The sequence below is a fragment of the Arthrobacter dokdonellae genome, from assembly GCF_003268655.1.
GTDB classification, from domain to species: Bacteria; Actinomycetota; Actinomycetes; order Actinomycetales; family Micrococcaceae; genus Specibacter; species Specibacter dokdonellae.
This window is the reverse complement of the sequence record NZ_CP029642.1, coordinates 279,053-298,804: the sequence shown is the minus strand read 5'-3', so window position 1 is coordinate 298,804 and position 19,752 is coordinate 279,053. Positions and strand designations below refer to the sequence as shown.

Genomic DNA, 19,752 nt, shown 5'->3' with positions numbered 1-19,752 from the left:
CATCATTACGATCTGTAATGCTACTTATAATCACCATACCCTTTCGGTATGAGCCCGTGCTGCCTAGGCTTAAAGGGAGCCAAAATTCCTCCCCTCCCACACCCGCCCCTCACACCTTACGGACCTCCGCCTTGACGCCGCCCCCAGCAACCCTGAATTCTGCCCTGACAGCGCCCATCAACCTCGTCGCCACGCGTCCGCCGTGGAGCCAGACCTTCTCCTCGCTCAAGATCCGCAACTACCGCGTATTTGCCTCCGCGAACCTGCTCGCCGTCATCGCGGTGTGGATGCAGCGTGTGGCACAGGACTGGATGGTGCTGGAACTCTCCGGCTCCGTCACGGCCGTGGGCATCACCGTCTTCATGCAGTTCATCCCCTCCCTGGTCCTCATGCCGTTGGGCGGAATCCTGGCCGACAGGTACTCGAAGCGGTTGATCCTCATGATCAGCCAGGGTTCGGCCGGCGTCCTCGCCGCCATGATGGCCGTCCTTGCCCTGACCGGGCACCTGCAGGTATGGCACATTTACGTGATCGCTTTCGTGTTGGGCCTGGTGGTGGTGGCGGACCAGCCCGCCCGTCAGGTCTTTGTCAATGAACTTGTCGGCCCCCGCCAGCTGCGCAATGCCATCAGCCTGAACTCCTCCATCTTCCAAATGGGCGGGATGATCGGCCCGGCCGTCAGCGGCATTCTCATCACGGCGGTGGGGGGCGGCTGGGCATTCGCCGCCAACGCCGTGGCATGCTGCATCACCGTCTGTTCGCTGATCTTTATCCGCCCGCAGGAACTCGTCAAGATGGCCCCGGTCAAGCGCTCCAGGGGTCAGCTGATGGAAGGCGTCCGCTACGCCCTCGCCAAGCCCACCATCTTCTGGCCGGCCGTCATGGCAGGGTTCTTCGCCGTCTTTGGCCTGAGCCTGGCCGTGCTCATGGCGGCCTACGCCAACAATGTGTTCCACGCCGGCCCCGGGGGTTACGGGCTGCTCAACACCCTCGTTGCGCTGGGCGCGCTGGCCGGCGCCCTCACCTCGACCCGGATTGCCGTCCTTCGGCTGCGCACGGTCATGTCCGCGGCCGGCGCCTACGGCGTGGTGCTCATGGTCGCCTCACTGTCACCAAACATGGTCACCTTTGGCATGGTGATGGTGGTGGCCGGCTTCGCCTCGTTGATGTTTCTGACCAATGCCAACCAGCTGGTGCAGATGTCGACCAACGTGCTGGTGCGCGGCCGGGTCATGAGCCTGTACATCATGGTCCTCATCGGCGGACAGGCGCTGGGCGGCCCGCTCATGGGGTGGCTCGCCGAACACCTGAGCGTCGAGTCGGCCATGCTGATCGCCGGGGCCATGCCCGCCCTGGCTGCAGCCACCATCGGAGCCGTCCTGGCGCGGCGCGGGCAGTTGACGCTCAAGGTCAACCTGCGCAGCCTGAGGGCGCCGCTGTATATTGCCCCCCGGGCGATCCAGTAGGCGTGCACCCCTTTTCGCGAGCACTTTTCATCAGTCTCGCCGCACCCCTTCCCGCTGTCCCGGCAGAGAGGTAATCTTAAATTGGCGCCCCAGACCCCGGAAGGCCACCCAACGTACTACAGAGCTATCCGAGGCGCACATCATGCCAAACTCCATCAACCCGGTCGTTGAAACTTACTCCGCCTTGCTGAAGTCGGTACGGGCGGCGGGGCTGATGCGCCGTCGTCGTACGTTCTACGTGACGCTCTTCATTGTCCTGCTGCTGGCGCTGGGAGCTGCCGGCACCGGTTTCGTCCTGCTGGGCCGGACCTGGTTCCAGCTGCTGATCGCCGCCGTGTTGGGCATCCTGTTCACCCAGTTCGCGTTTCTGGCGCATGAGGCCGCACACCACCAGATCTTTGCCTCCGGGCGTGTGAACGACTGGTCCGCACGGATCATGGGCCCGCTGCTGGTCGGCATGAGCTATGCGATGTGGGTGAAAAAACATACCGCCCACCACCAAAACCCCAACACGAAGGGCAAGGACCCGGACATCCACACGGGCGTCATAGCGTTCCACGAGGAGGGCGCGGCAACCAAGCACGGCCTGGCCGCCGTGTTCACCCGGCACCAGGGCACGCTGCTGTTCCCGGTGATCCTGTTCCTCGGCTTCAGTCTGGTCCTGGACTCACTCAAGACCCTGCTGGGCCGCCGCGGCGTGCGGTACCGCTACGTGGAGATCAGCCTGCTGGTGCTGCGGTTTGGCGCCCTGCTCGCCGTGCTCCTGATGATGCTGCCCTGGGACATGGCGCTGGCGTTCGTGGGCGTGCAGATGGCCGTGTTCGGTTTCTACATGGGGGCGTCATTCGCCCCGAACCATAAGGGCATGCCTGTTCTGGAGGCGGGCAGCCGGGTGGATTTCCTGACGCGGCAGGTGGTGACGAGCAGGAACATTCGCGGCGGATTTTTCATGGATACGCTGTTGGGCGGGTTGAACCACCAGGTGGAGCACCACCTGTTCCCGGACATGGCCCGGCCGGAGTTGCGCCGCAGCAATGAACTGGTCCGCCAAGCGTGCAAAAGGAACGGCATTCCGTTCACGGAAACGTCGCTTCTGCAGTCCTACGCGGCGGTGGTGGCCTACCTCAATCGGGTTGGACTGACGGCAGTAGATCCGTTTGAATGCCCGCTGGTGCGCCAATACCGTTGAGCGCAAGGTCCGTGGCCGCCGGTGCCTGACGGGTGCGCTGGTGCGGCCAAAATCCCGACGGCGTCCACGGCCTGCGCATAGCGGGCGCCGTTTGCGGCTGCCGTCCTTCGTCCGGAACCATTTCCCCTTCGAGCATCCCCAATGACATCACCTTTTCACGTGTACAGCGAAGCAATATCCTTGAGCATATGACGTGGACGCCGTCGGGGCTAGGGGCAAAAGGTTATTGGCACCTGAAGTCGCCGCATTTAACTTTCCGGCAGCCTGTCCTGCCGTGGTGGTCCCAGAAAGCTGAACAAGGCACCGGCCACATCGTCCGGGGCTTTCAGCTGGCATTCCCATACGGTGTAGGTGCCCCACCCCAGCTCGTCAAGGAGGATGAGTGCCTGGGCGTCACGCGCCACGGTCCGGGTCCGCTTCGCGTCCCAAAATTCAGGGTTCGTCAGGGGTTTGCGGGTGCCGTTCGGGCATGAATGCGAGTGCCAAAAACATCCGTTGACGAAGATGGCCTTGCGGCGGCCGCTAAAGACGATGTCCGGTGTGCCCGGCAGCCCCGCTACATGAAGCCGGTAGCGGTAGCCCTGTCCGAAAAGCAGCCGGCGGACCAGCATTTCCGGCTTGGTGTCCTTGCCCTTGATGTTCGCCATGACCCTGTGGCGCTGGTCCCGGGTCAATGAATCAACCATGCTGCTCATGCTACGCGCGGGCGTATCGTGGAAGGAAAGGAAGTGGTGCCGCCATGGAACAAGCCAGCATCCGGTACATCGTGGACGATGTCGATGCCGCCATCGGGTTTTACGTGGGGCAGCTGGGTTTTGCGGAGGTGATGCACCCTGCCCCGGGATTTGCCATGTTGTCCCGCGGGACCCTGCGGCTGCTGCTCAGCGCGCCCGGTGCCACCGATGCCAGCGGCGCTCCCGGCGGAGGCGGCCGGGCGCTGGCCGACGGCACGCTTCCGACGCCGGGCGGCTGGAACCGGTTCTCCCTCGAGGTGGAAGACGTGGCCGTGCAGGCGGCACGGCTGGAAGCGGCCGGGGTGGTCCTGCGGTCCGGGGTGGTCAATGGGGTGGGCGGCCGGCAGGTGCTCGTGGAAGACCCCTCCGGCAACCTGATTGAACTGTTTGAGCCGACGCTGCCCGCCGCCGGATAACTCCGGCTTGGTCGCGGCCCAGCTGGGCTGTCCCAGGGTACTGGGCGCACCCCAGCGCCCGGCCTACCCCAGGGGCAGGTGCGGGTAGCCTGCCTGGCGCCGCTGGAACTGGAGGATGGCGGGGTTGCCGATGACGCCGTCGCGGATTTCAATGGCGCGCCGGATGGTCTCATTGCCCTCCCACGCCGACGGGCCGGCGAGGACCGGTTCGAGGAACGGCAGCACGGCCCCGCTGATTTCCCAGGTGGCCGAATTCCACAGGTAGGAGGGGCTGTGGTCCACTGCGTAGTAGTTGACGTGGTCCCCGACGGTAAACACGGGGTGGGCAAAGCTGGTGCTGCGGGCCCAGCTGAAGCCCATGCCCTCGTCGCAGGAGACATCGACAATCAGGCTGCCGGGCCGGAAACCCGCCAGGTCGTCCTCGGCCAGATACGTCATGGGCGCGTTCGGGTCCTGCAGCGTGCAGTTGACCACGATGTCCGCCTCGGCGAGGAACGCGGCCAGCGGTGCGTCGCCGTCGTCGAGCATGACGAAGCCGGTGTGGGGAGGATCCGGGGCGAAATCGAACTGCACCATCTCGGCGGAGTGGATGGGGGAGGCCACGGCAGCCACGCTGCGGCTGGTCAGCACCTGGACGTCGTGGACGCCCAAGGCGCTCAGCGCCGTGACAGCGCCCCGGGCCGTGGCGCCGAAGCCAATGACCACCGCCTTGAGCCGGCGCCCGTAGTCACCGGTGGAGCCGATCAGCGCCAGCGAATGCATGATCGACGAATACCCGGCAAGCTCGTTGTTCTTGTGGAAAACATGCAGCCCAAAACCGCCGTCGGACCCCCAATGGTTCATGGCCTCAAAGGCAATCAAGGTGAGTTTCTTGTCAATGGCCAGCTGGGTGATGGCGCGGTCCTGCACGCAATGTGGCCACCCCCACAGCACCTGGCCGTCCCTCAGCTCCGCCAGGTCGGAGGCCTGAGGCTTGGGCAAGAGCACGACGTCGGAGCCTGCCACCACGTCTTGGCGTGGCGCCACGGCGCCGACCAGTTTGCCCAGGGCGGCGTCCGAAACGCCGAACTGGGCGCCGTAGCCTTCCTCGACCACCATGCCGGCCCGGATGTCCGCATCGATGCGGAGAAGGTGCTCAGGGTGGATGGGGGCCCGGCGCTCGTCAGGCTTGCGCGACGTCCCCAGGACGCCGAGCCGCAACCCGGTGCCTGCGGCGGTCATTTTTTCTTTGCGGGAGTGGGTTTGTCCGCGATTCCCGAGCCGGCGCCATCGGCCCGCTTGTCGGCGCGCTTTTCCTTGATGGACTTGCTGGATTTCTTTGACGCGGTTTGCCGTGGTGATTTGTCGCCCATGTCAGCTCCCTGAAGGTGGGACCGAAGATGGTCCCATAGCCCTGACCTTACAGCACGAACCCGCTGAGGACTCGGACGGGTGGAAGCTGCGCTACATGAAAACAGTGCCCCTGTTCTGAGCAACAGGGACACCGGTCTGGGGAGAGCGGGCGACGGGAATCGAACCCGCGTATCGAGCTTGGGAAGCTAGCGCTCTACCATTGAGCTACGCCCGCAAAAGCTGCCATCCGCCGTGGATTTCCTTCGAGGCGGGGGTGCTTCGAACAAAAGTCTAGCGGATGTTTGCCGACCTCCCGGACACCGCCGCACGGCGCAACGGGGGGCCGCCTTGGCAGCCGGGTTCCGGCGTCGCGCTTCCTCAAACCCTAAAAGATGACCTCCGGTTCCTTCCCGGCGGCCTTCTTGCCCTGAAAGAGGCGGACCAGCGGCTCCACGTAGCGGGCGGCCACGGGCCCGAACACGGCCATGATCAGCACGTAGGTGGTGGCCAGGGCGGCCAATTCCTTCGGCACGGCGCCGGAGGCCACGGCCAGCCCGGCAATAACAATGGAGAACTCGCCACGGGCTATGAGCGCGGCACCGGCACGCGCCTGCCCCAGGGTGGCGATGCCCTGCCGGCGGGCCGCCCACCAGCCCGTGACCACCTTCGTTGCCGCGGAAACCACGGCCAGGAGCAGCGCAAAACCCAGCACGGGCGGGATGGAATGGGGATCGGTGTTCAGGCCGAACAACACAAAGAACATGGCGGCAAAGAGGTCCCGCAGGGGTTCGAGCACCCGGGAGGCGTTCTGCGCGGTGCCGCCGGAAATGGCGATTCCCAGCAGGAACGCCCCCACGGCGGCGGAAACCTGCAGGGCCGACGCAACGCCCGCCACGAGCAGGGCAGCGCCCAGCAGCTTCAGCAGGAACGATTCCCGGTCCGGACTTTCCAGGACGTTGGAGACAATGTGCCCGTACCGCAGGGCACCCAGGAGGACCGCCGTAATGACGGCCAGGGAAATGCCGACGGCGGTCAACCCGCCCAGGAAGGACACCCCGGCGAGGACTGCCGTCAGGATGGGGAGGTAGGCGGCCATGGCCAGGTCCTCGATCACGAGGATGGCCAGCACCACGGGCGTTTCCCGGTTGCCGAGCCGGCCCAGATCGCCCAGCACCTTGGCAACGATCCCGGAGGAAGAGCTGTAGGTGATGCCGGCCATGACCAGGGCGCCCACCGGACCCCAGCCGAGCATGAACGCCACGGCCACGCCCGGCGCCATGTTCAGCACCAGGTCCAGCAGGCCTGCCATCCAGGACTGGCGCAGACCGGTGACCAGCTCGCGGGCCGTATATTCCAGGCCGAGCATGAGCAGCAGCAGGATGACGCCGATCTCGCTGGCGATGTGCGCAAAATCGTTAATGCTGCCAAAGTCGATGAGCCCACCGTGCCCAAAGGCCAGGCCGCCCAAGAGGTACAGCGGCACCGGTGACATGCCGATGCGTCCGGCCATCCTTCCCAGAAAGCCCAGCGCGAAAAACACAACGCCAAGCTGGATGAGGGAAAGGGTGGTTGGATCCACGGCAGACCTACAATCTGGACTGCAGGATGCGGGCCGCTTCCGCCAGGCCCGTCTCCGTGCCGACAATGACCACCAGGTCCCCGACCTCCAGGACCTGATCCGGGCGCGGGGATCCAATGACCTCGTCGCCGCGCAGCAGCGCCACGATGGAGGTTCCGGTCAGGGTGCGCATCTGCGTGTCCCCCAATGGGCGCCCCGCGTACGCGGAGCCCGGCCGGATCAGGATCTGGTGCGTGGTGATGCCCGCAACGTCCTTTTGTTCGGCCGAAAGCTGGGCGATGAGTTGGGCAGAGCCCAGGAGGGTACCCAGGGCGGATGCTTCCTCCGCGCTGAGCGGGATGGACGCGGCGCAGGCGTCGGGGTCGTCCACGCGTGAAAGTATCAGTTCAGTGTGACCATCGCGGTGGGTCACGACCCCCACCCTGCGGCCCGTGGCGAGCCGCAGTTCCCTGCGGACGCCGATGCCTGGAAGAGGGGTCTCTTCAATATTCATGCCTCTTACCTTAGTCGTCATGGATTGCCAATTTTCGTCCTGCGTTAACGCCCGCGGGGCGGAGTTTAGTCCGGGCGGCCGTTTTTCGGCCGGGCGCCTCTATTTCGTCCGGTGCGCCGGCAGAGAGGGCGGCATGCGCTATTTTTAGAGGGTGCTGATCTCAGACCGCGACATCCGAGCCCTCATCGACGCCGACCGGATTGTCCTGGACCCCTACGAACCGTCCATGGTGCAGCCTTCCAGCGTGGACGTGCGCATAGACAGGTACTTCCGCCTCTTCGACAACCACCGGTACGCGCACATCGACCCGGCGGAGGAACAGCCCGAGCTGACCCGCCTGGTCGAGGTCGACCCCGATGAGGCCTTCATCCTGCACCCCGGAGAGTTTGCGCTGGCTTCCACCTATGAGACGGTCACGCTGCCGGACGACGTCGCCGCCCGCCTGGAAGGGAAGTCGTCCCTGGGACGACTGGGCCTGCTGACCCACTCCACGGCAGGGTTCATCGACCCCGGCTTTTCCGGCCACATCACCCTGGAGCTCTCCAACGTGGCGACGCTGCCCATCAAGCTGTGGCCCGGGATGAAGATCGGGCAGCTGTGCTTCTTCCAGCTATCCTCGCCGGCCGAGCACCCGTACGGCAGCGGCCAGTATGGCAACCGCTACCAGGGCCAGCGGGGCCCCACGGCATCGCGGTCCCACATGAACTTCCACCGCACCAGCGTCTAGCCTCTCCTCCAGATGAGATCATCCCCACGCCCTTGGTGGGCCCACGCGCCCGAGGGACCCGCCGCGAGCTTGCGAGTGGTGGGAGGGCGTGGGGATTATCTCGAACCTCAACGCTTGGCGGCCGTGTGGAATTCGGGCCGGTGGACCGGCAGCAGCAGCGCAAGGCCAAGCGCCAGCACCAGGACGATCCCGAGGATGCCCCAGCGCTGCGTGCCGAACATGGTGATGAAGAGGTAGAACATGGCCGGCGCCAGGAACGACACGGCCCGACCGGTGGTCGCGTACAGGCCAAACAGCTCACCCTCCTGCCCGGCGGGGGCCAGCCGCCCGATGAACGTGCGGGCCGAAGACTGCGCCGGACCCACAAACAAGGTCAGCATCAGCCCAAAAATCCAGAAGGCGCCCTTGCCGTGAAGGAAGAACAGCGCTCCGCCGCAGACCACCAGTCCCGCCAGCGACGTGACGATGACGGCCTTTGGCCCAACCTTGTCGTCCAGGAAACCTGCGGACATGGCGCCGACGGCAGCCACCACGTTGCCGGCGATGGCAAAGATGAGCACGTCACCGGTCTTAAAGCCGAAGGAGCCGACGGCGATGACGGCGCCAAAGGTGAAGACTGCCGCCAGCCCGTCGCGAAAGACGGCGCTGGCGACTAGGAAGAACAGGGTGTGGCGCGAGGTGCGCGCGAGCCTTTTGATCGTGTGCCACAGTTCCCGGTAGGCCTGGAAAAAGCCGATCCTGGGCATGTTTGGATTACGCGGGGACTCGGGGATGGCAAACATGACAGGGATGGCGAAGATGATGATCCACAGGGCCGAGAACACCGCGACGGCCCGGTACGTCATGCCGTCGGCGCTCGTGATGCCGAAGACGCCGACGTCGGGCTTGATCAGCCCAAAGTAGACCAGCAGCAGGGCCACGATGCCCCCCAGATAGCCGGCCGCCCAGCCAAAGCCGCTGATTTTGCCAATCGAGGACCGCGTGGAGATCTGCAGCAGCATGGCGTTGTAGTTGACGCCGGCAATCTCAAAAAACACGTGTCCGGCGGCAATCAAGAGGCAGCCCAGCAACAAGTAAGACTCGTGCGGCTGCACAAAGAAGCACGCACCCGTCAACAAGGCCACAATCAAGGTGTTCACCCCCAGCCACAGCTTGCGCCTCCCACTGTGGTCGGTGCGCTGGCCCGTGACGGGCGCGAGCAGCGCAATCGCCACCCCACCCAGCGCCGTCGTCAGCCCCAGCACGGCCGAGGCATGGTTGGCTCCGCCAAACGCGTCTCCGGTGAGGTACAGGGCCGTGAAAATGAACGTGGTCATGACGGAGTTGAAGGCCGCCCCGCCCCAGTCCCACGCGGACCACGCGACAATCTGCCACCTGGTGCCCGGCGTCCTGGCCATGGACGCGGGAGGGACGGCGGCCGATGTGAACTCTGTCATAGGGCACATGCTATAGCCACGAAGCATCCGAGGGGTGCAGGTTAACAATCCGACATGAGGGCATGATTGCCGTCACAACGGCGGACCATCGGCGTGCGCCGCCGCGGGGGACGCCGCCCGCCTTGGTAGGGTGATCAGGAACGGGAACCGTCGATTCTCCTGCGTGTCGCTCGTCCTGCCCCGAACCCCGCGGAGCCACCTTGCTGATTGTCCTTTGTGCACATTTCATCGTGGCAATTTTCGCGCCGCTTTTCTTTTCCCGCTGGGGCCGGGCCGCGTTTTACGCGCTGGCGGCCGTTCCGGCCGCCAGCTTCGCCTGGCTGCTGGCCCAATACGGCAGCGTCTACTCGGATTCCGCCTCGAACCCCACCCTCGACCTTGCTTGGGTCCCCAGCCTTGGACTGAACCTCACCTTCCGCATGGATGAGCTGTCCTGGCTGATGTCCCTCCTGGTCCTCGGCGTTGGCGCGCTGGTCCTGGCCTACTGCGCCCGCTATTTCAGGTCGGCCGACGCCGGACTGGGCGGATTCGGCGCCCAGCTGCTGGCTTTCGCAGGGGCAATGTTTGGCCTCGTCACGGCCGACAACCTGATCCTGCTCTACGTCTTCTGGGAACTGACCACGGTTCTGTCCTACCTGCTCATCGGTTACGCGGGCACCCGCATCGCGGCCCGCCGGGCGGGGCTCCAGGCCCTCATCGTCACCACCTTCGGCGGACTGGCCATGCTGGTGGGGTTGATCATGGTGGGGGAAAGCGCCGGCACGTACAGCATCTCCGGCGTGCTGGCCAAGGCTCCCGCACTGGTGGCAGCGGCAGGCGTCCCCGGGACGGTGGTCGACGTCGGCGTCGCCCTGATTTTGGTGGGCGCCGTGACCAAGTCGGCCCTGCTGCCCTTTCATTTCTGGCTGCCTGGCGCCATGGCCGCGCCCACTCCGGTCAGCGCTTACCTGCATGCGGCCGCCATGGTGAAGGCGGGCATTTACCTGGTGGCGCGCCTGGCGCCGGGCTTTTCCGGCACCGAGTACTGGCAGGTCGTCATCACGGTGCTGGGCCTTGCCACCATGCTGCTGGGCGGCTGGCGGGCCCTGCGGCAGCACGACCTTAAGCTCATTCTGGCCTATGGCACGGTAAGCCAGCTGGGCTTCATCATGACAGTGGTGGGGCTTGGCAGCCGGGAAGCCGCCCTGGCCGGCATGGCGATGGTGCTCGGACATGGGCTGTTCAAGGCCACCTTGTTCCTGGTGGTGGGCATCATTGACCACCAGTCCGGCACCCGGGACATCCGCGAGCTCTCCGGTGTGTTTCGCTCCGCCCCGGCACTGGGCGTGGTGGCGCTCATCGGCGCGGCCTCCATGGCCGGCCTGCCGCCACTGGCCGGTTTCGTGGCCAAGGAGTCGGTGTTTGCGGCGTTCGAGGCCAACGCCCGCTACGGACCCTCCGGCTACCTCCTCGGCGTGGCCGTGCTGGCCGTCATGGTGCTGGGTTCCATCCTGACGTTCGCCTACAGCGCCCGCTTCATGTGGGGCGGCTTTGCCCGCAAGCCCTCCGGCACCGGCGTGGTCGAGGCCACGGCGTTCAAGCCCGTCGGCTGGCTGTTCCTGGGCGCGCCCGCCCTGCTCAGCGCCCTGACGGTGGCCTACGGACTGATTCCGCAGGCCGTGGATACGTGGATTGCGCCCTACAGCGCCCAGTTTCCGGCGGACGGCCCGCATGGGCTGCATCTGGCCTTGTGGCACGGCGTCACGCTGCCGCTGGTCCTGAGCGCCGTGGTCGTGGTTGGCGGCGCGCTCCTGTTTCTGCTGCGGGGCAGTTTTGAGACGCTGCAGGACAGGCTGCCGCCGGGGCTGGACTTCGAGCGCGGATACCGCCAGTCCGTCGTGGGACTGGACCTGGTGGCCATCTGGGTCACCGGCCGCACCCAGCGCGGTTCGCTGTTCTTTTACCTGTCCGTCATCCTGGCCACCGCCATCGCGTCCATCGGCGCCGTCCTCGTCGTGACGGGACCGAGCTGGACGACGCAAAAATACTTCCTGGACCCCGGATCGCCCTTCCAGGTCTTTGCGGGCCTGGCCATCGTGGTGGGGGCCGTGGCCGCGGCCCGTGCCAACAAGCGCTTCATGGCGGTGTTGATGGTTTCCGTTACCGGCTACGGCCTCGCGTTGATTTTTGCCCTGCAGGGAGCCCCCGACCTGGCGCTGACTCAGATGCTCGTGGAGACCATCGTCCTGGTCGCCTTCGTGCTGGCGCTGCGCTCCCTTCCGTCCGGCCTGCGGGAACGCGGCGCCGGCGAGCACCGGGTGGTGCGCATGGTGCTCGGGACCGCGTTTGGCGCTGTCATGGTGCTGGTGGCAGTCGTGGCCATGGGATCACGCATCGCCACGCCCGTCAGCCTCGAGCTGCCGAAACTGGCGTATGAGGGCGGCGGCGGGATCAACGTGGTCAATGTGACCCTCGTGGACATCCGCGCCTGGGACACGTTCGGGGAGATCTCCGTCCTTGCCATTGCCGCCACGGGTGTGGCGAGCCTGATCTTCGTGCGCGGACGCGGTCAGCGCCTGGCCCGTGCCGAAACGGTGGCCACCGGCAGCATTGGCCGCCTGGGCGGGGCCGACCTGTTCTCCGGTCCCGCCGTCGAACTGGCCAGGCGATTTGCCGTGGTGCCGGCCACCAACCCGTGGCTGGTGGCCGGCCGGACGCTGGCCCCGGAGCGGCGGTCCATCATCATCGAGGTGGTCACCAGGCTGGTCTTCCACAGCATCATCGTGCTGTCCATCTACCTGCTGCTGGCCGGCCACAACGGCACCGGCGGCGGCTTCGCCGGGGGACTGGTGGCGGGGCTGGCACTGACCATCCGCTACCTCGCCGGCGGACGATTTGAATTGGCCGAGGCGAGCCGTCTCTCCGCCGGAACCATGCTGGGCCTGGGCCTGGCGGCCGCTGCGCTGAGCGGCATGGCCCCGCTGTTCTTTGGGGGGCAGGTCTTCCAAAGCGCCATCTTCGCCTTTGACCTGCCCGTGTTTGGCCACGTCAAGTTTGTCACCTCCACCATTTTTGACATCGGGGTGTACCTGGTGGTGGTGGGGCTGGTGATGGACGTGCTGCGCAGCCTCGGGTCCGAAATCGACCAGCACGAGGAGGACGGCCTGGGCGCCCTCACGTTGATCGAAGACGACGAACCGCTGGAGGTGGGCCGGTGAGCGTCAACCTGACATTGCTGCTGGTGATGGGCGTGCTGTTTGCCATAGGCATCTACCTGCTGCTGGAACGCAGCCTGACCCGCGTGCTGCTGGGGCTGATGCTCCTGGCGAATGCCGCCAACCTGCTGCTGCTGGCCACCGGCGGCTATGCCGGCCTGGCACCGGTCTTCACCAAGAATATCCCGGCAACGGAATACAATGATCCGCTCCCGCAGGCCTTCATTCTCACGTCCATTGTGATTTCCTTCGCCGTGACGGCGTTCATGCTCAGCTTGATCTATCGCTCGTGGATGCTCAGCCGGGCCGACCACATCCAGGACGACAGGGAGGACCGCAAGGTGGCCGCGCAGGACCTCTTCGACGCCGAGGAGGACTCCGAAATTGCGGTTGAAATCTCCGACTTCCACGAAAACGACCAACCCGCAGCCAGCCGCGAGATGATCCCGGAAGTGACCTGGAAAAAGGCCGCACACGCCGCCCACGGCCACCGCACCTTGGGCCCTGGGCCCGACCGCAAGGCCGGCCCCGGAGGCCCCGGGGAGGACAACGCATGAGCGTGGCATCCCTGGCGCCGCTCGCTGTCGCGCTTCCCCTGCTGGGCGCAGCCCTGGCGTTCATGCTCATCCGGCGGCCCCGCGCCCAGCGCCGTGCCAGCATCGCCACGCTGGCGCTCACGCTGGGACTTGAGGTGGTGGTGCTGGCCTTCGTCTGGACCGGCGGGCCCATGGCGGTGCCGCTGGGCGGCTGGGCGCCGCCGTTTGGCATTGTCATGGTGGCGGACCAGTTTTCCTCGCTGCTGCTGGTGATTTCCTCCGCCGTCAGCCTGGCGGTGCTGGTGTATGCGGCCGGACAGGGCGCGGCCGACGGTGAGGAAAGCGGTCCGGTGTCCGTCTTCCACCCCACCTACCTGATCCTGGTCGCCGGCGTGTCCAATGCATTCCTGGCCGGGGACCTGTTTAACCTGTATGTGGGTTTTGAGATCCTGCTGACCGCCAGCTACGTGCTGATGACGCTGGGCGGGACGGGATCACGCATCCGGGCAGGCATCACGTACGTGGTGGTCAGCGTGGTGTCCTCACTGCTGTTCCTCATCGCCATCGCCATGATCTACGGGGCCACCGGTACCGTGACGCTGGCTGACCTGGCCGTGAATCTCGGCGCACTGGACCCTGGCACGCAGCACCTGCTGCACGCCATGCTGCTGGTGGCCTTCGGCATCAAGGCCGCCGTCTTTCCGCTGTCGTTTTGGCTGCCCGACTCCTACCCGACGGCCCCCGCCCCGGTCACTGCCGTCTTTGCGGGGCTGCTGACCAAGGTGGGCGTGTACGCCATCATCCGCACGCAGACGCTGCTGTTTCCCGCTGGAAATTCGAACGCAGACCATTTCGGCGCGGTCTTGTTGGGGGTGGCGCTGCTGACGATGCTGGTGGGCATCCTTGGCGCGCTGGCGCAAACGGACATCAAGCGCATGCTTTCCTTCACGCTGGTGAGCCACATCGGGTACATGATCTTCGGCGTCGCACTGTCCTCCGTGGCGGGCCTGGCCGCCACCATCTTCTACGTCATCCACCACATCACCATCCAGACCAGCCTGTTCATGGTCACCGGGCTGGTGGAACGGCGCGGCGGGACATCGGCCATCGCGCGGCTGGGCGGGCTGGCGAAGCTGTCCCCGATCCTGGCGGTGCTGTATTTCATCCCCGCCATGAACCTCTCCGGCATCCCGCCGTTCTCCGGTTTCCTGGGCAAGCTGGGGCTGCTGGAGGCAGGCGTGGCGGACGGTTCGCCGCTGGCCTACACGCTGGTGGTGGGCGGGGTGGTGGCCAGCCTGCTGACCCTGCTGGTCATGGCGCGCGTGTGGAACCGCGTGTTTTGGCGCAGCCCGGCCGACGCCGAGGATCCCGACCCGGTGCTGCTGGCCACGGCCCCGGACGCGTCGGGTGCCGAAAGCATGCGTGCACTGCGCAGCAGCAAGCACGTGGACGCCACGGAGGGACGCTTTTCCGGCGAGAACGAGATCCCGATCCTGCCCAGGATGATGGTCTATTCCACGATGGGGCTGGTGGCGCTCGGTGTTGCCTTGAGCGTGTTTGCCGGCCCGCTGTTTGAGCTGAGCCAGCAGGCCGCCGACGGCATGCTGGCCCGCACGCCGTACATCGAGGCCGTGCTGGGCACCGGGGCGGGGCAGCCATGAGCCGCCCCATGGGCACGGCGACACGGCCCAGCCGCTGGCACAGGCTGCCGCTGCTGATCTGGCTGGTGGTGGTGTGGGGTGCCCTGTGGCAGGACTTCAGCCCGGGCAACCTGGTCTTTGGCCTGCTGATCGCATTGGCCGTGTCCTACGCGTTCTACCTGCCTCCCGTCGAACTCAGCGGCCGGTTCAACCTGCCGCGGGCGCTGGCGTTCGGGTTGTGGTTCCTCAAGGAGGTCAGCGTCGCCAGCTTCCAGGTCCTGTACTGGGCGGTGGCGAAGGGTCCGCGCATCCGCAATGCCGTCATCGCCGTGCCGCTGCGCAGCCGCTCGGACCTGATCATGACGGCCGTGGGCCACGTGTTGTCGCTGATCCCGGGCTCCTTGGTGGTGGAGGTGGACCGTGGCACGTCCACCCTGTACGTTCACGCCATGAACACACCAACCCCGGAAAGCGTGGAAAGGGTCCGTGCCGGGATCCAGGACATCGAGGCCCGGCTGATCCGCCTCATGGGCAGCCGCGAGGAACTGGCAGCACTTGCCGCTGAGGTTCGAGATCACGACGGGTCCGGCCGTTGAGGTTCGGGATCAGCCCCAGCCGCTCCCTCCCGACGACACCGCCCAAGGAGGCGCAGTGACAGGCTTGGAAATTGTCGTGGTGATTGCCGCCGTCGTGCTTGCCCTGGCCGCGGCCGGGACCATTTACCGCATCGCGGCGGGGCCTTCCCTACTGGACCGCGTGATTGCGGCGGATGTGCTGTTGGCGATTTTTGGTGCCGCCCTGGCGATGGAAATGGCGTTGACCCGGCATACAGACAACCTGGCGCTGCTGGTGGTGATCAGCGTGATCGGGTTCATCGGTTCCGTCACGGTGGCCAGATTTGTGGCGCACAGAAAGGAGGAGGCGTGATCATGGATGCCCTGCTGGACGTCCTGACGGCCATTTGCCTGCTGGGCGGGGCGCTGATGAGCCTGGCCGCGGCCATCGGGCTCCTGCGGTTTCCGGATCTGATGAGCCGCATGCACGCCGCCACGAAGCCGCAGGTGCTGGGGCTGTTCCTCATGCTGGCGGCGGTTGGGCTGCAGCTGCGCGCCTGGTCGCTGGTTCCCCTGCTGCTGGTGGCGTGGCTGTTCCAGCTGCTCACCGTGCCGGTGTCCGCCCACATGGTGGGCCGCGCTGGGTACCGCACCAAGCACCGCCGTCCGGAGCTGCTCAGCACGGACGAGCTCCACGACGTGGTGGCGGCGGTCGTGGAGGACCGCGACGAGGCCTAGACCTCGTCCGGGTGCTGCTGGAAGCGGGCGATGGCCTTCTGCGTGGTGCGGCTGGTCACGACCTGGATGATGGCGGCGACGGCGGAGGACACCAGGGCGAAGGCAAGGGCCGAGCGCATGCTGTTTTCGAGGTCGGCACCGTCCTTCGGCGGCTTGCGTCCGGTGCTTTTCTCCCAGGCGGTGTCCACGATCTTGCTGGCAACAAATCCAGCTCCCAGGCTCACCCCGGTGCTGAGCAGCTTGAACACGATATTCACAAAAACGCTCCTTGAAGTGCGGTGGTCCCGATGCGATGCGAAGGTTCCCTGCCAGCCTAACCGGTCAGCGGGAGCCCGTAACGGCATTCGCCGCGGTGCGGCGGCGCGGGTAGACTGAAGGCGCAATTCAACACGACAGGGGAGCGTCCCGTTCCATACCATGGAACAAGGCGCTGAGAGTGCGGTTCGCCGCAGACCCTCGAACCTGCTCCGGCTAGTACCGGCGAAGGGAGTCGAGTTCTCTTCGGTGCGCGGAAAGACCGCCGCACCGCCCCTCCTGCAAAGGAGGAAACATGAGCAAGTCAGTCGCGGGCAATTCCGCCAATCCCCGGACAGCACCTAAATCCACGTGGCGCGTGGTGGACATCGTGGTGGCTTCCGTCCTTTCCGTGGCCGTGGGCGTGATTTTCTGGCTGTGGTCCGCCGGTTACGGCTTCATCGCCGCCCTGACCGTCGCCTTCCCACCTCTGGGCGGGTTGTACGGCGGGGGCTGGCTGATCGCGGGAGTCATTGGCGCCCTGGTGATCCGCAAGCCCGGCGCCGCGCTCTACTGCGAGCTGGTGGCGGCCATTGTCGAGGCGCTGCTGGGCAACTCCTTCGGCCTGACCGTGATCTTCTCGGGCCTGGTCCAGGGCATCGGCTCGGAAGCCGCATTCGCCGTGTTCCGGTACCGCCGCTTTAGGCTGCCCGCGGCCCTGTTGGCAGGCGCGCTGGCCGGGGTGGCCATGGGCCTGAACGACACCCTGGTCTCCTACGTGACGTGGGCGCCGGTCTGGAAGCTCGTCTACATCGTGCTCGGCGCCGTCTCCGGCGCCGTCATTGCCGGCCTGCTGTCCTGGCTGGCCGTGCGCGGCCTCGCCCGCACCGGGGCCCTGGGCAACCTCCCGTCCCGCGGCGCCGCCACCGAACCGGTGGTGTAGCCGTGCGTGTTGCCGACCGGGGTGCCGTTGCCCCGGCGCGGATCAGCGCCCGGGGGTGGGGCTGGCAGCATTCGGGCCGCGCCGCCAAGGCCATCCACGACCTGGACCTGGAAATCGCGCCGGGGGAGCGGGTGCTGCTGCTGGGGCCTTCGGGCGCCGGGAAGTCCACGCTGCTCCACGCCCTGGCGGGCGTTCTTGGCGTCGACGAGGGTGCCGACGAGTTTGGCTCCCTGCTCATTGACGGCGCCCCCGTGGCGCAGGCCCGGGGCCGGACGGGTCTCATGCAGCAGGACCCGGATTCCCAGGTGGTGCTCTCCCGGATCGGCGACGACGTAGCCTTCGGCGCCGAAAACCTGTCCGTGCCGCGGGAGGAGATCTGGCGCCGCGTCCCTGCCGCGCTGGAGTCCGTGGGCCTGACGCTGCCGTTGGACCACCCCAGTTCAGCCCTGTCCGGCGGGCAGAAGCAGCGCCTGGGTCTGGCCGGCATGCTCGCCATGCGTCCCGGCCTGCTGCTGCTGGACGAACCCACCGCCAATCTGGACCCGGCCGGCGTCGTGGACGTGCGTGATGCCGTCCGCAACAGCCTGGATGAAACCGGCGCCACCCTGGTGGTGGTCGAACACCGGGTCTCCGTCTGGCTGGACGTGGTGGACCGGATAGTGGTGCTGGCCACCGAAGCCGCGGGGGAGCCCGGCGGCGTGCTGCTGGACGGGCCGCCCGCCACGGTCCTGGGCCAGGCGGCAGAGATGTTGTCGGCCGCCGGCGTGTGGGTCCCCGGGCGCGTGCCCGCCGTCCGTCCCCGTACCGCCATCCCCACGGCCGACGCCGGCCCCCGGCTGTTGCTGGAGGCCGGAGACCTGGCGGTGTCCCGCGTCAGGGGACGGCGAGGGCACCCTGCCGTGCCAGCCGCCGTCGTGCCTTCCGTGCGGATTCGCGCCGGGCAGGCGCTGAATGTGACGGGGCCCAACGGGGCCGGGAAGTCCACGCTTGCCCTGACGCTGGCAGGGCTGCTGCCCGCCGCGGGCGGACGGTTGGAGGCGGCGGAGGCGCTGTCCCGCGGGGCGGGCCCCGCGCCGCTGAAATGGCGCGGACGGGAGTTGATCAGCAGGATCGGCACCGTCTTCCAGGAGCCGGAACACCAATTTGTGACCGGCAGCGTGCGGGATGAACTCCTGTTTGCGCCAAGGCTGCTCGGGCACGGCGCGGACGGCGTGGAGGAGCTGCTGGAACGGCTCCGGCTCGGCCACGTGGCCGACGCCAACCCGTTTACCCTCTCGGGCGGCGAAAAACGCAGGCTGTCCGTGGCGACGGTGCTGGCCGCAAGCCCGCAGGTGCTGGTCCTGGACGAACCGACCTTTGGCCAGGACGCGAACACCTGGGCCGAATTGGCCTCGCTGCTGACCGAACTGCTGGACGCCGGCACGGCGGTGGTCTCCGTGACGCACGACGCCGCGTTCACCCAGGTGCTGGGCGGGGACCGGCTGGTCCTCGGCGCCTCCGCAGGGGATGCCGGCCCTGTTGAGGTTGGAGATAACCACGCCTCCGCCACGGCCAAGAAGGCGGTGCGGCGATGAGCGTGGACGTCCTGGCCCGGCCCCGGTCGCGCGCATGGCTGGCGGGGGCGAATCCGCTCGCCAAGCTTGGAGCCGGAATGGCCATCACCGTCGTTCTGCTGGTGAGTGTCGACTGGGTTTCCGCCACGGTGGCCCTGGCGCTCGAGTGTGCCGTGCTGCCGTTGGCCGGTTTGGGCGCGGGCATGCTGTTGCGGCGCGGCTGGCCCATCGTGTTTGCCGCGGCGGTAGGCGGCTACGGCACGGCCCTGCTTGCCCCGAAGACGGGAGAACTGCTGCTCGCAGCCGGGCCGCTGACCTTCACCACCGGCTCGGTGGAGTCCGGCGTGGCCATCGCCCTGCGTGGTCTGGCCATCGCCCTACCCGGCGTCATCGTTCTGGCCAGCACCGATCCGACAGACCTGGCCGACGCGCTGGCACAAAAGCTGCGCCTGCCGCACCGTTTTGTGTTGGGAGCACTTGCAGCCATGCGCCTGGTGGGGTTGCTCGTGGCGGAGTGGCAGACTCTGGGCATGGCCCGACGGGCCCGCGGCGTCGGCGGGGAACCCGGGTTCTTCAGCGGACTCAAGGCTTCGCTGGGGCAGGCGATGGCGTTGTTGGTCCAGGCCATCCGCCGTGCGTCGCGGCTGGCCGTGACCATGGAGGCCAAGGGGTTCGGTGCGGGGCACCGCACGTGGGCCCGGGAGTCCACGTTCAGCCGCCGCGACGCCTGGGTGGCGGGCGGGGGACTGGTGATCGCCGCCGCGGCGGTGGGTGCCGCCGTCGTGCTTGGCACGTGGAACCCTCCGCTGCGTTAGGTCCTTCCGCCGAGGTAGCGGGAAGGCGCCGAGACCACGGAATATTCCGGCAGGTTTCAGCGCGGACCGGCTGCCTCGGCGGGGAGGGTGGAGCGACAGGAGTAGCCTTGGTGTGTCCCGGGGCCCGCCGCCAAGCACGGTTTATCGCACGGGATGATTAGCAGCCCGGAAAA

Annotated in this window: 20 protein-coding genes, 1 tRNA gene and 1 riboswitch; of the genes, 13 read left to right on the top strand and 8 right to left on the bottom strand. The window is 66.9% G+C overall.

Going from position 1 to position 19,752, the window contains the following annotated elements; genetic code table 11:
- Positions 1-131: 131 nt before the first annotated feature.
- Positions 132-1,466, top strand: a complete 1,335-nt coding sequence (locus tag DMB86_RS01375; protein WP_227878527.1) for an MFS transporter — start codon at positions 132-134, stop codon at positions 1,464-1,466.
- A 142-nt stretch (positions 1,467-1,608) separates the two neighbouring features.
- The gene (locus tag DMB86_RS01370; protein ID WP_113716233.1) at positions 1,609-2,655 is read left to right on the top strand and encodes a fatty acid desaturase family protein; all 1,047 of its coding nucleotides are present in this window, start codon (positions 1,609-1,611) and stop codon (positions 2,653-2,655) included.
- Positions 2,656-2,903: 248 nt separating this feature from the next.
- On the opposite strand, the gene DMB86_RS01365 is transcribed toward DMB86_RS01370, so the two are convergent.
- Complete coding sequence (locus DMB86_RS01365; protein ID WP_113716232.1) at positions 2,904-3,341, bottom strand: very short patch repair endonuclease; 438 nt, start codon at positions 3,339-3,341, stop codon at positions 2,904-2,906.
- Positions 3,342-3,394: 53 nt separating this feature from the next.
- On the opposite strand from DMB86_RS01365, the gene DMB86_RS01360 reads away from it, so the two are divergent.
- Positions 3,395-3,805: a VOC family protein gene (locus DMB86_RS01360; RefSeq protein ID WP_113716231.1), complete on the top strand. Its 411-nt coding sequence runs from the start codon at positions 3,395-3,397 to the stop codon at positions 3,803-3,805.
- A gap of 63 nt (positions 3,806-3,868) precedes the next feature.
- Here the strand turns inward: DMB86_RS01360 and DMB86_RS01355 are convergent, their stop codons facing one another.
- The 5 genes from DMB86_RS01355 to DMB86_RS01340 form a co-directional block, all read right to left on the bottom strand.
- Positions 3,869-5,026, bottom strand: coding sequence for a N(5)-(carboxyethyl)ornithine synthase (locus DMB86_RS01355; RefSeq protein WP_113716230.1), 1,158 nt, complete (start codon positions 5,024-5,026; stop codon positions 3,869-3,871).
- Positions 5,023-5,157 carry a hypothetical protein gene (locus tag DMB86_RS21385; RefSeq protein ID WP_257792225.1) on the bottom strand — a complete coding sequence of 45 codons (135 nt, stop codon included), beginning with the start codon at positions 5,155-5,157 and terminating at the stop codon, positions 5,023-5,025. The genes DMB86_RS01355 and DMB86_RS21385 overlap by 4 nt, the downstream gene beginning before the upstream one ends.
- Before the next feature lie 144 nt (positions 5,158-5,301).
- A tRNA-Gly gene (locus DMB86_RS01350) sits at positions 5,302-5,372 on the bottom strand.
- Between the two features lie 150 nt (positions 5,373-5,522).
- The gene (locus DMB86_RS01345) at positions 5,523-6,716 is read right to left on the bottom strand and encodes a cation:proton antiporter (protein ID WP_113716229.1); all 1,194 of its coding nucleotides are present in this window, start codon (positions 6,714-6,716) and stop codon (positions 5,523-5,525) included.
- Between the two features lie 7 nt (positions 6,717-6,723).
- Positions 6,724-7,209 carry a cation:proton antiporter regulatory subunit gene (locus DMB86_RS01340; protein ID WP_113716228.1) on the bottom strand — a complete coding sequence of 162 codons (486 nt, stop codon included), beginning with the start codon at positions 7,207-7,209 and terminating at the stop codon, positions 6,724-6,726.
- Positions 7,210-7,360: 151 nt separating this feature from the next.
- On the opposite strand from DMB86_RS01340, the gene dcd reads away from it, so the two are divergent.
- The gene (gene dcd / locus DMB86_RS01335) at positions 7,361-7,936 is read left to right on the top strand and encodes a dCTP deaminase (protein WP_113716227.1); all 576 of its coding nucleotides are present in this window, start codon (positions 7,361-7,363) and stop codon (positions 7,934-7,936) included.
- A gap of 107 nt (positions 7,937-8,043) precedes the next feature.
- Here dcd and DMB86_RS01330 read toward each other — a convergent pair whose 3' ends face one another.
- On the bottom strand, positions 8,044-9,372 hold the full coding sequence (locus tag DMB86_RS01330; RefSeq protein ID WP_227878526.1) for an MFS transporter: 1,329 nt from the start codon (positions 9,370-9,372) through the stop codon (positions 8,044-8,046).
- Positions 9,373-9,572: 200 nt separating this feature from the next.
- Between DMB86_RS01330 and DMB86_RS01325 the strand changes: the two genes are divergently transcribed.
- From DMB86_RS01325 to mnhG, 6 genes are all read left to right on the top strand, one after another.
- On the top strand, positions 9,573-12,569 hold the full coding sequence (locus DMB86_RS01325) for a Na+/H+ antiporter subunit A (protein ID WP_113716225.1): 2,997 nt from the start codon (positions 9,573-9,575) through the stop codon (positions 12,567-12,569).
- On the top strand, positions 12,566-13,123 hold the full coding sequence (locus tag DMB86_RS01320; protein WP_113716224.1) for a Na(+)/H(+) antiporter subunit C: 558 nt from the start codon (positions 12,566-12,568) through the stop codon (positions 13,121-13,123). Before DMB86_RS01325 ends, DMB86_RS01320 begins: the two co-directional genes overlap by 4 nt.
- On the top strand, positions 13,120-14,763 hold the full coding sequence (locus DMB86_RS01315; protein WP_113716223.1) for a Na+/H+ antiporter subunit D: 1,644 nt from the start codon (positions 13,120-13,122) through the stop codon (positions 14,761-14,763). The genes DMB86_RS01320 and DMB86_RS01315 overlap by 4 nt, the downstream gene beginning before the upstream one ends.
- Positions 14,764-14,771: 8 nt before the next feature.
- On the top strand, positions 14,772-15,338 hold the full coding sequence (locus DMB86_RS01310; protein WP_113716222.1) for a Na+/H+ antiporter subunit E: 567 nt from the start codon (positions 14,772-14,774) through the stop codon (positions 15,336-15,338).
- A 64-nt stretch (positions 15,339-15,402) separates the two neighbouring features.
- Positions 15,403-15,669: a monovalent cation/H+ antiporter complex subunit F gene (locus DMB86_RS01305; protein WP_113719246.1), complete on the top strand. Its 267-nt coding sequence runs from the start codon at positions 15,403-15,405 to the stop codon at positions 15,667-15,669.
- 2 nt (positions 15,670-15,671) lie between these two features.
- Complete coding sequence (mnhG, locus tag DMB86_RS01300) at positions 15,672-16,034, top strand: monovalent cation/H(+) antiporter subunit G (protein ID WP_113719245.1); 363 nt, start codon at positions 15,672-15,674, stop codon at positions 16,032-16,034.
- On the opposite strand, the gene DMB86_RS01295 is transcribed toward mnhG, so the two are convergent.
- The gene (locus DMB86_RS01295; protein ID WP_113716221.1) at positions 16,031-16,291 is read right to left on the bottom strand and encodes a DUF4235 domain-containing protein; all 261 of its coding nucleotides are present in this window, start codon (positions 16,289-16,291) and stop codon (positions 16,031-16,033) included. The two genes, mnhG and DMB86_RS01295, sit on opposite strands and share 4 nt — an antisense overlap.
- Before the next feature lie 127 nt (positions 16,292-16,418).
- Positions 16,419-16,540, top strand: a riboswitch (TPP riboswitch).
- 44 nt (positions 16,541-16,584) lie between these two features.
- Between DMB86_RS01295 and DMB86_RS01290 the strand changes: the two genes are divergently transcribed.
- The 3 genes from DMB86_RS01290 to DMB86_RS01280 are packed head-to-tail and all read left to right on the top strand — an operon-like array spanning position 16,585 to position 19,579.
- A complete protein-coding gene (locus DMB86_RS01290; RefSeq protein ID WP_113716220.1) occupies positions 16,585-17,211 on the top strand; it encodes an ECF transporter S component in 627 nt (208 codons plus the stop codon).
- 2 nt (positions 17,212-17,213) lie between these two features.
- A complete protein-coding gene (locus DMB86_RS01285; protein ID WP_113716219.1) occupies positions 17,214-18,785 on the top strand; it encodes an ABC transporter ATP-binding protein in 1,572 nt (523 codons plus the stop codon).
- On the top strand, positions 18,782-19,579 hold the full coding sequence (locus DMB86_RS01280) for an energy-coupling factor transporter transmembrane component T family protein (protein ID WP_113716218.1): 798 nt from the start codon (positions 18,782-18,784) through the stop codon (positions 19,577-19,579). Before DMB86_RS01285 ends, DMB86_RS01280 begins: the two co-directional genes overlap by 4 nt.
- Positions 19,580-19,752 lie beyond the last annotated feature (173 nt).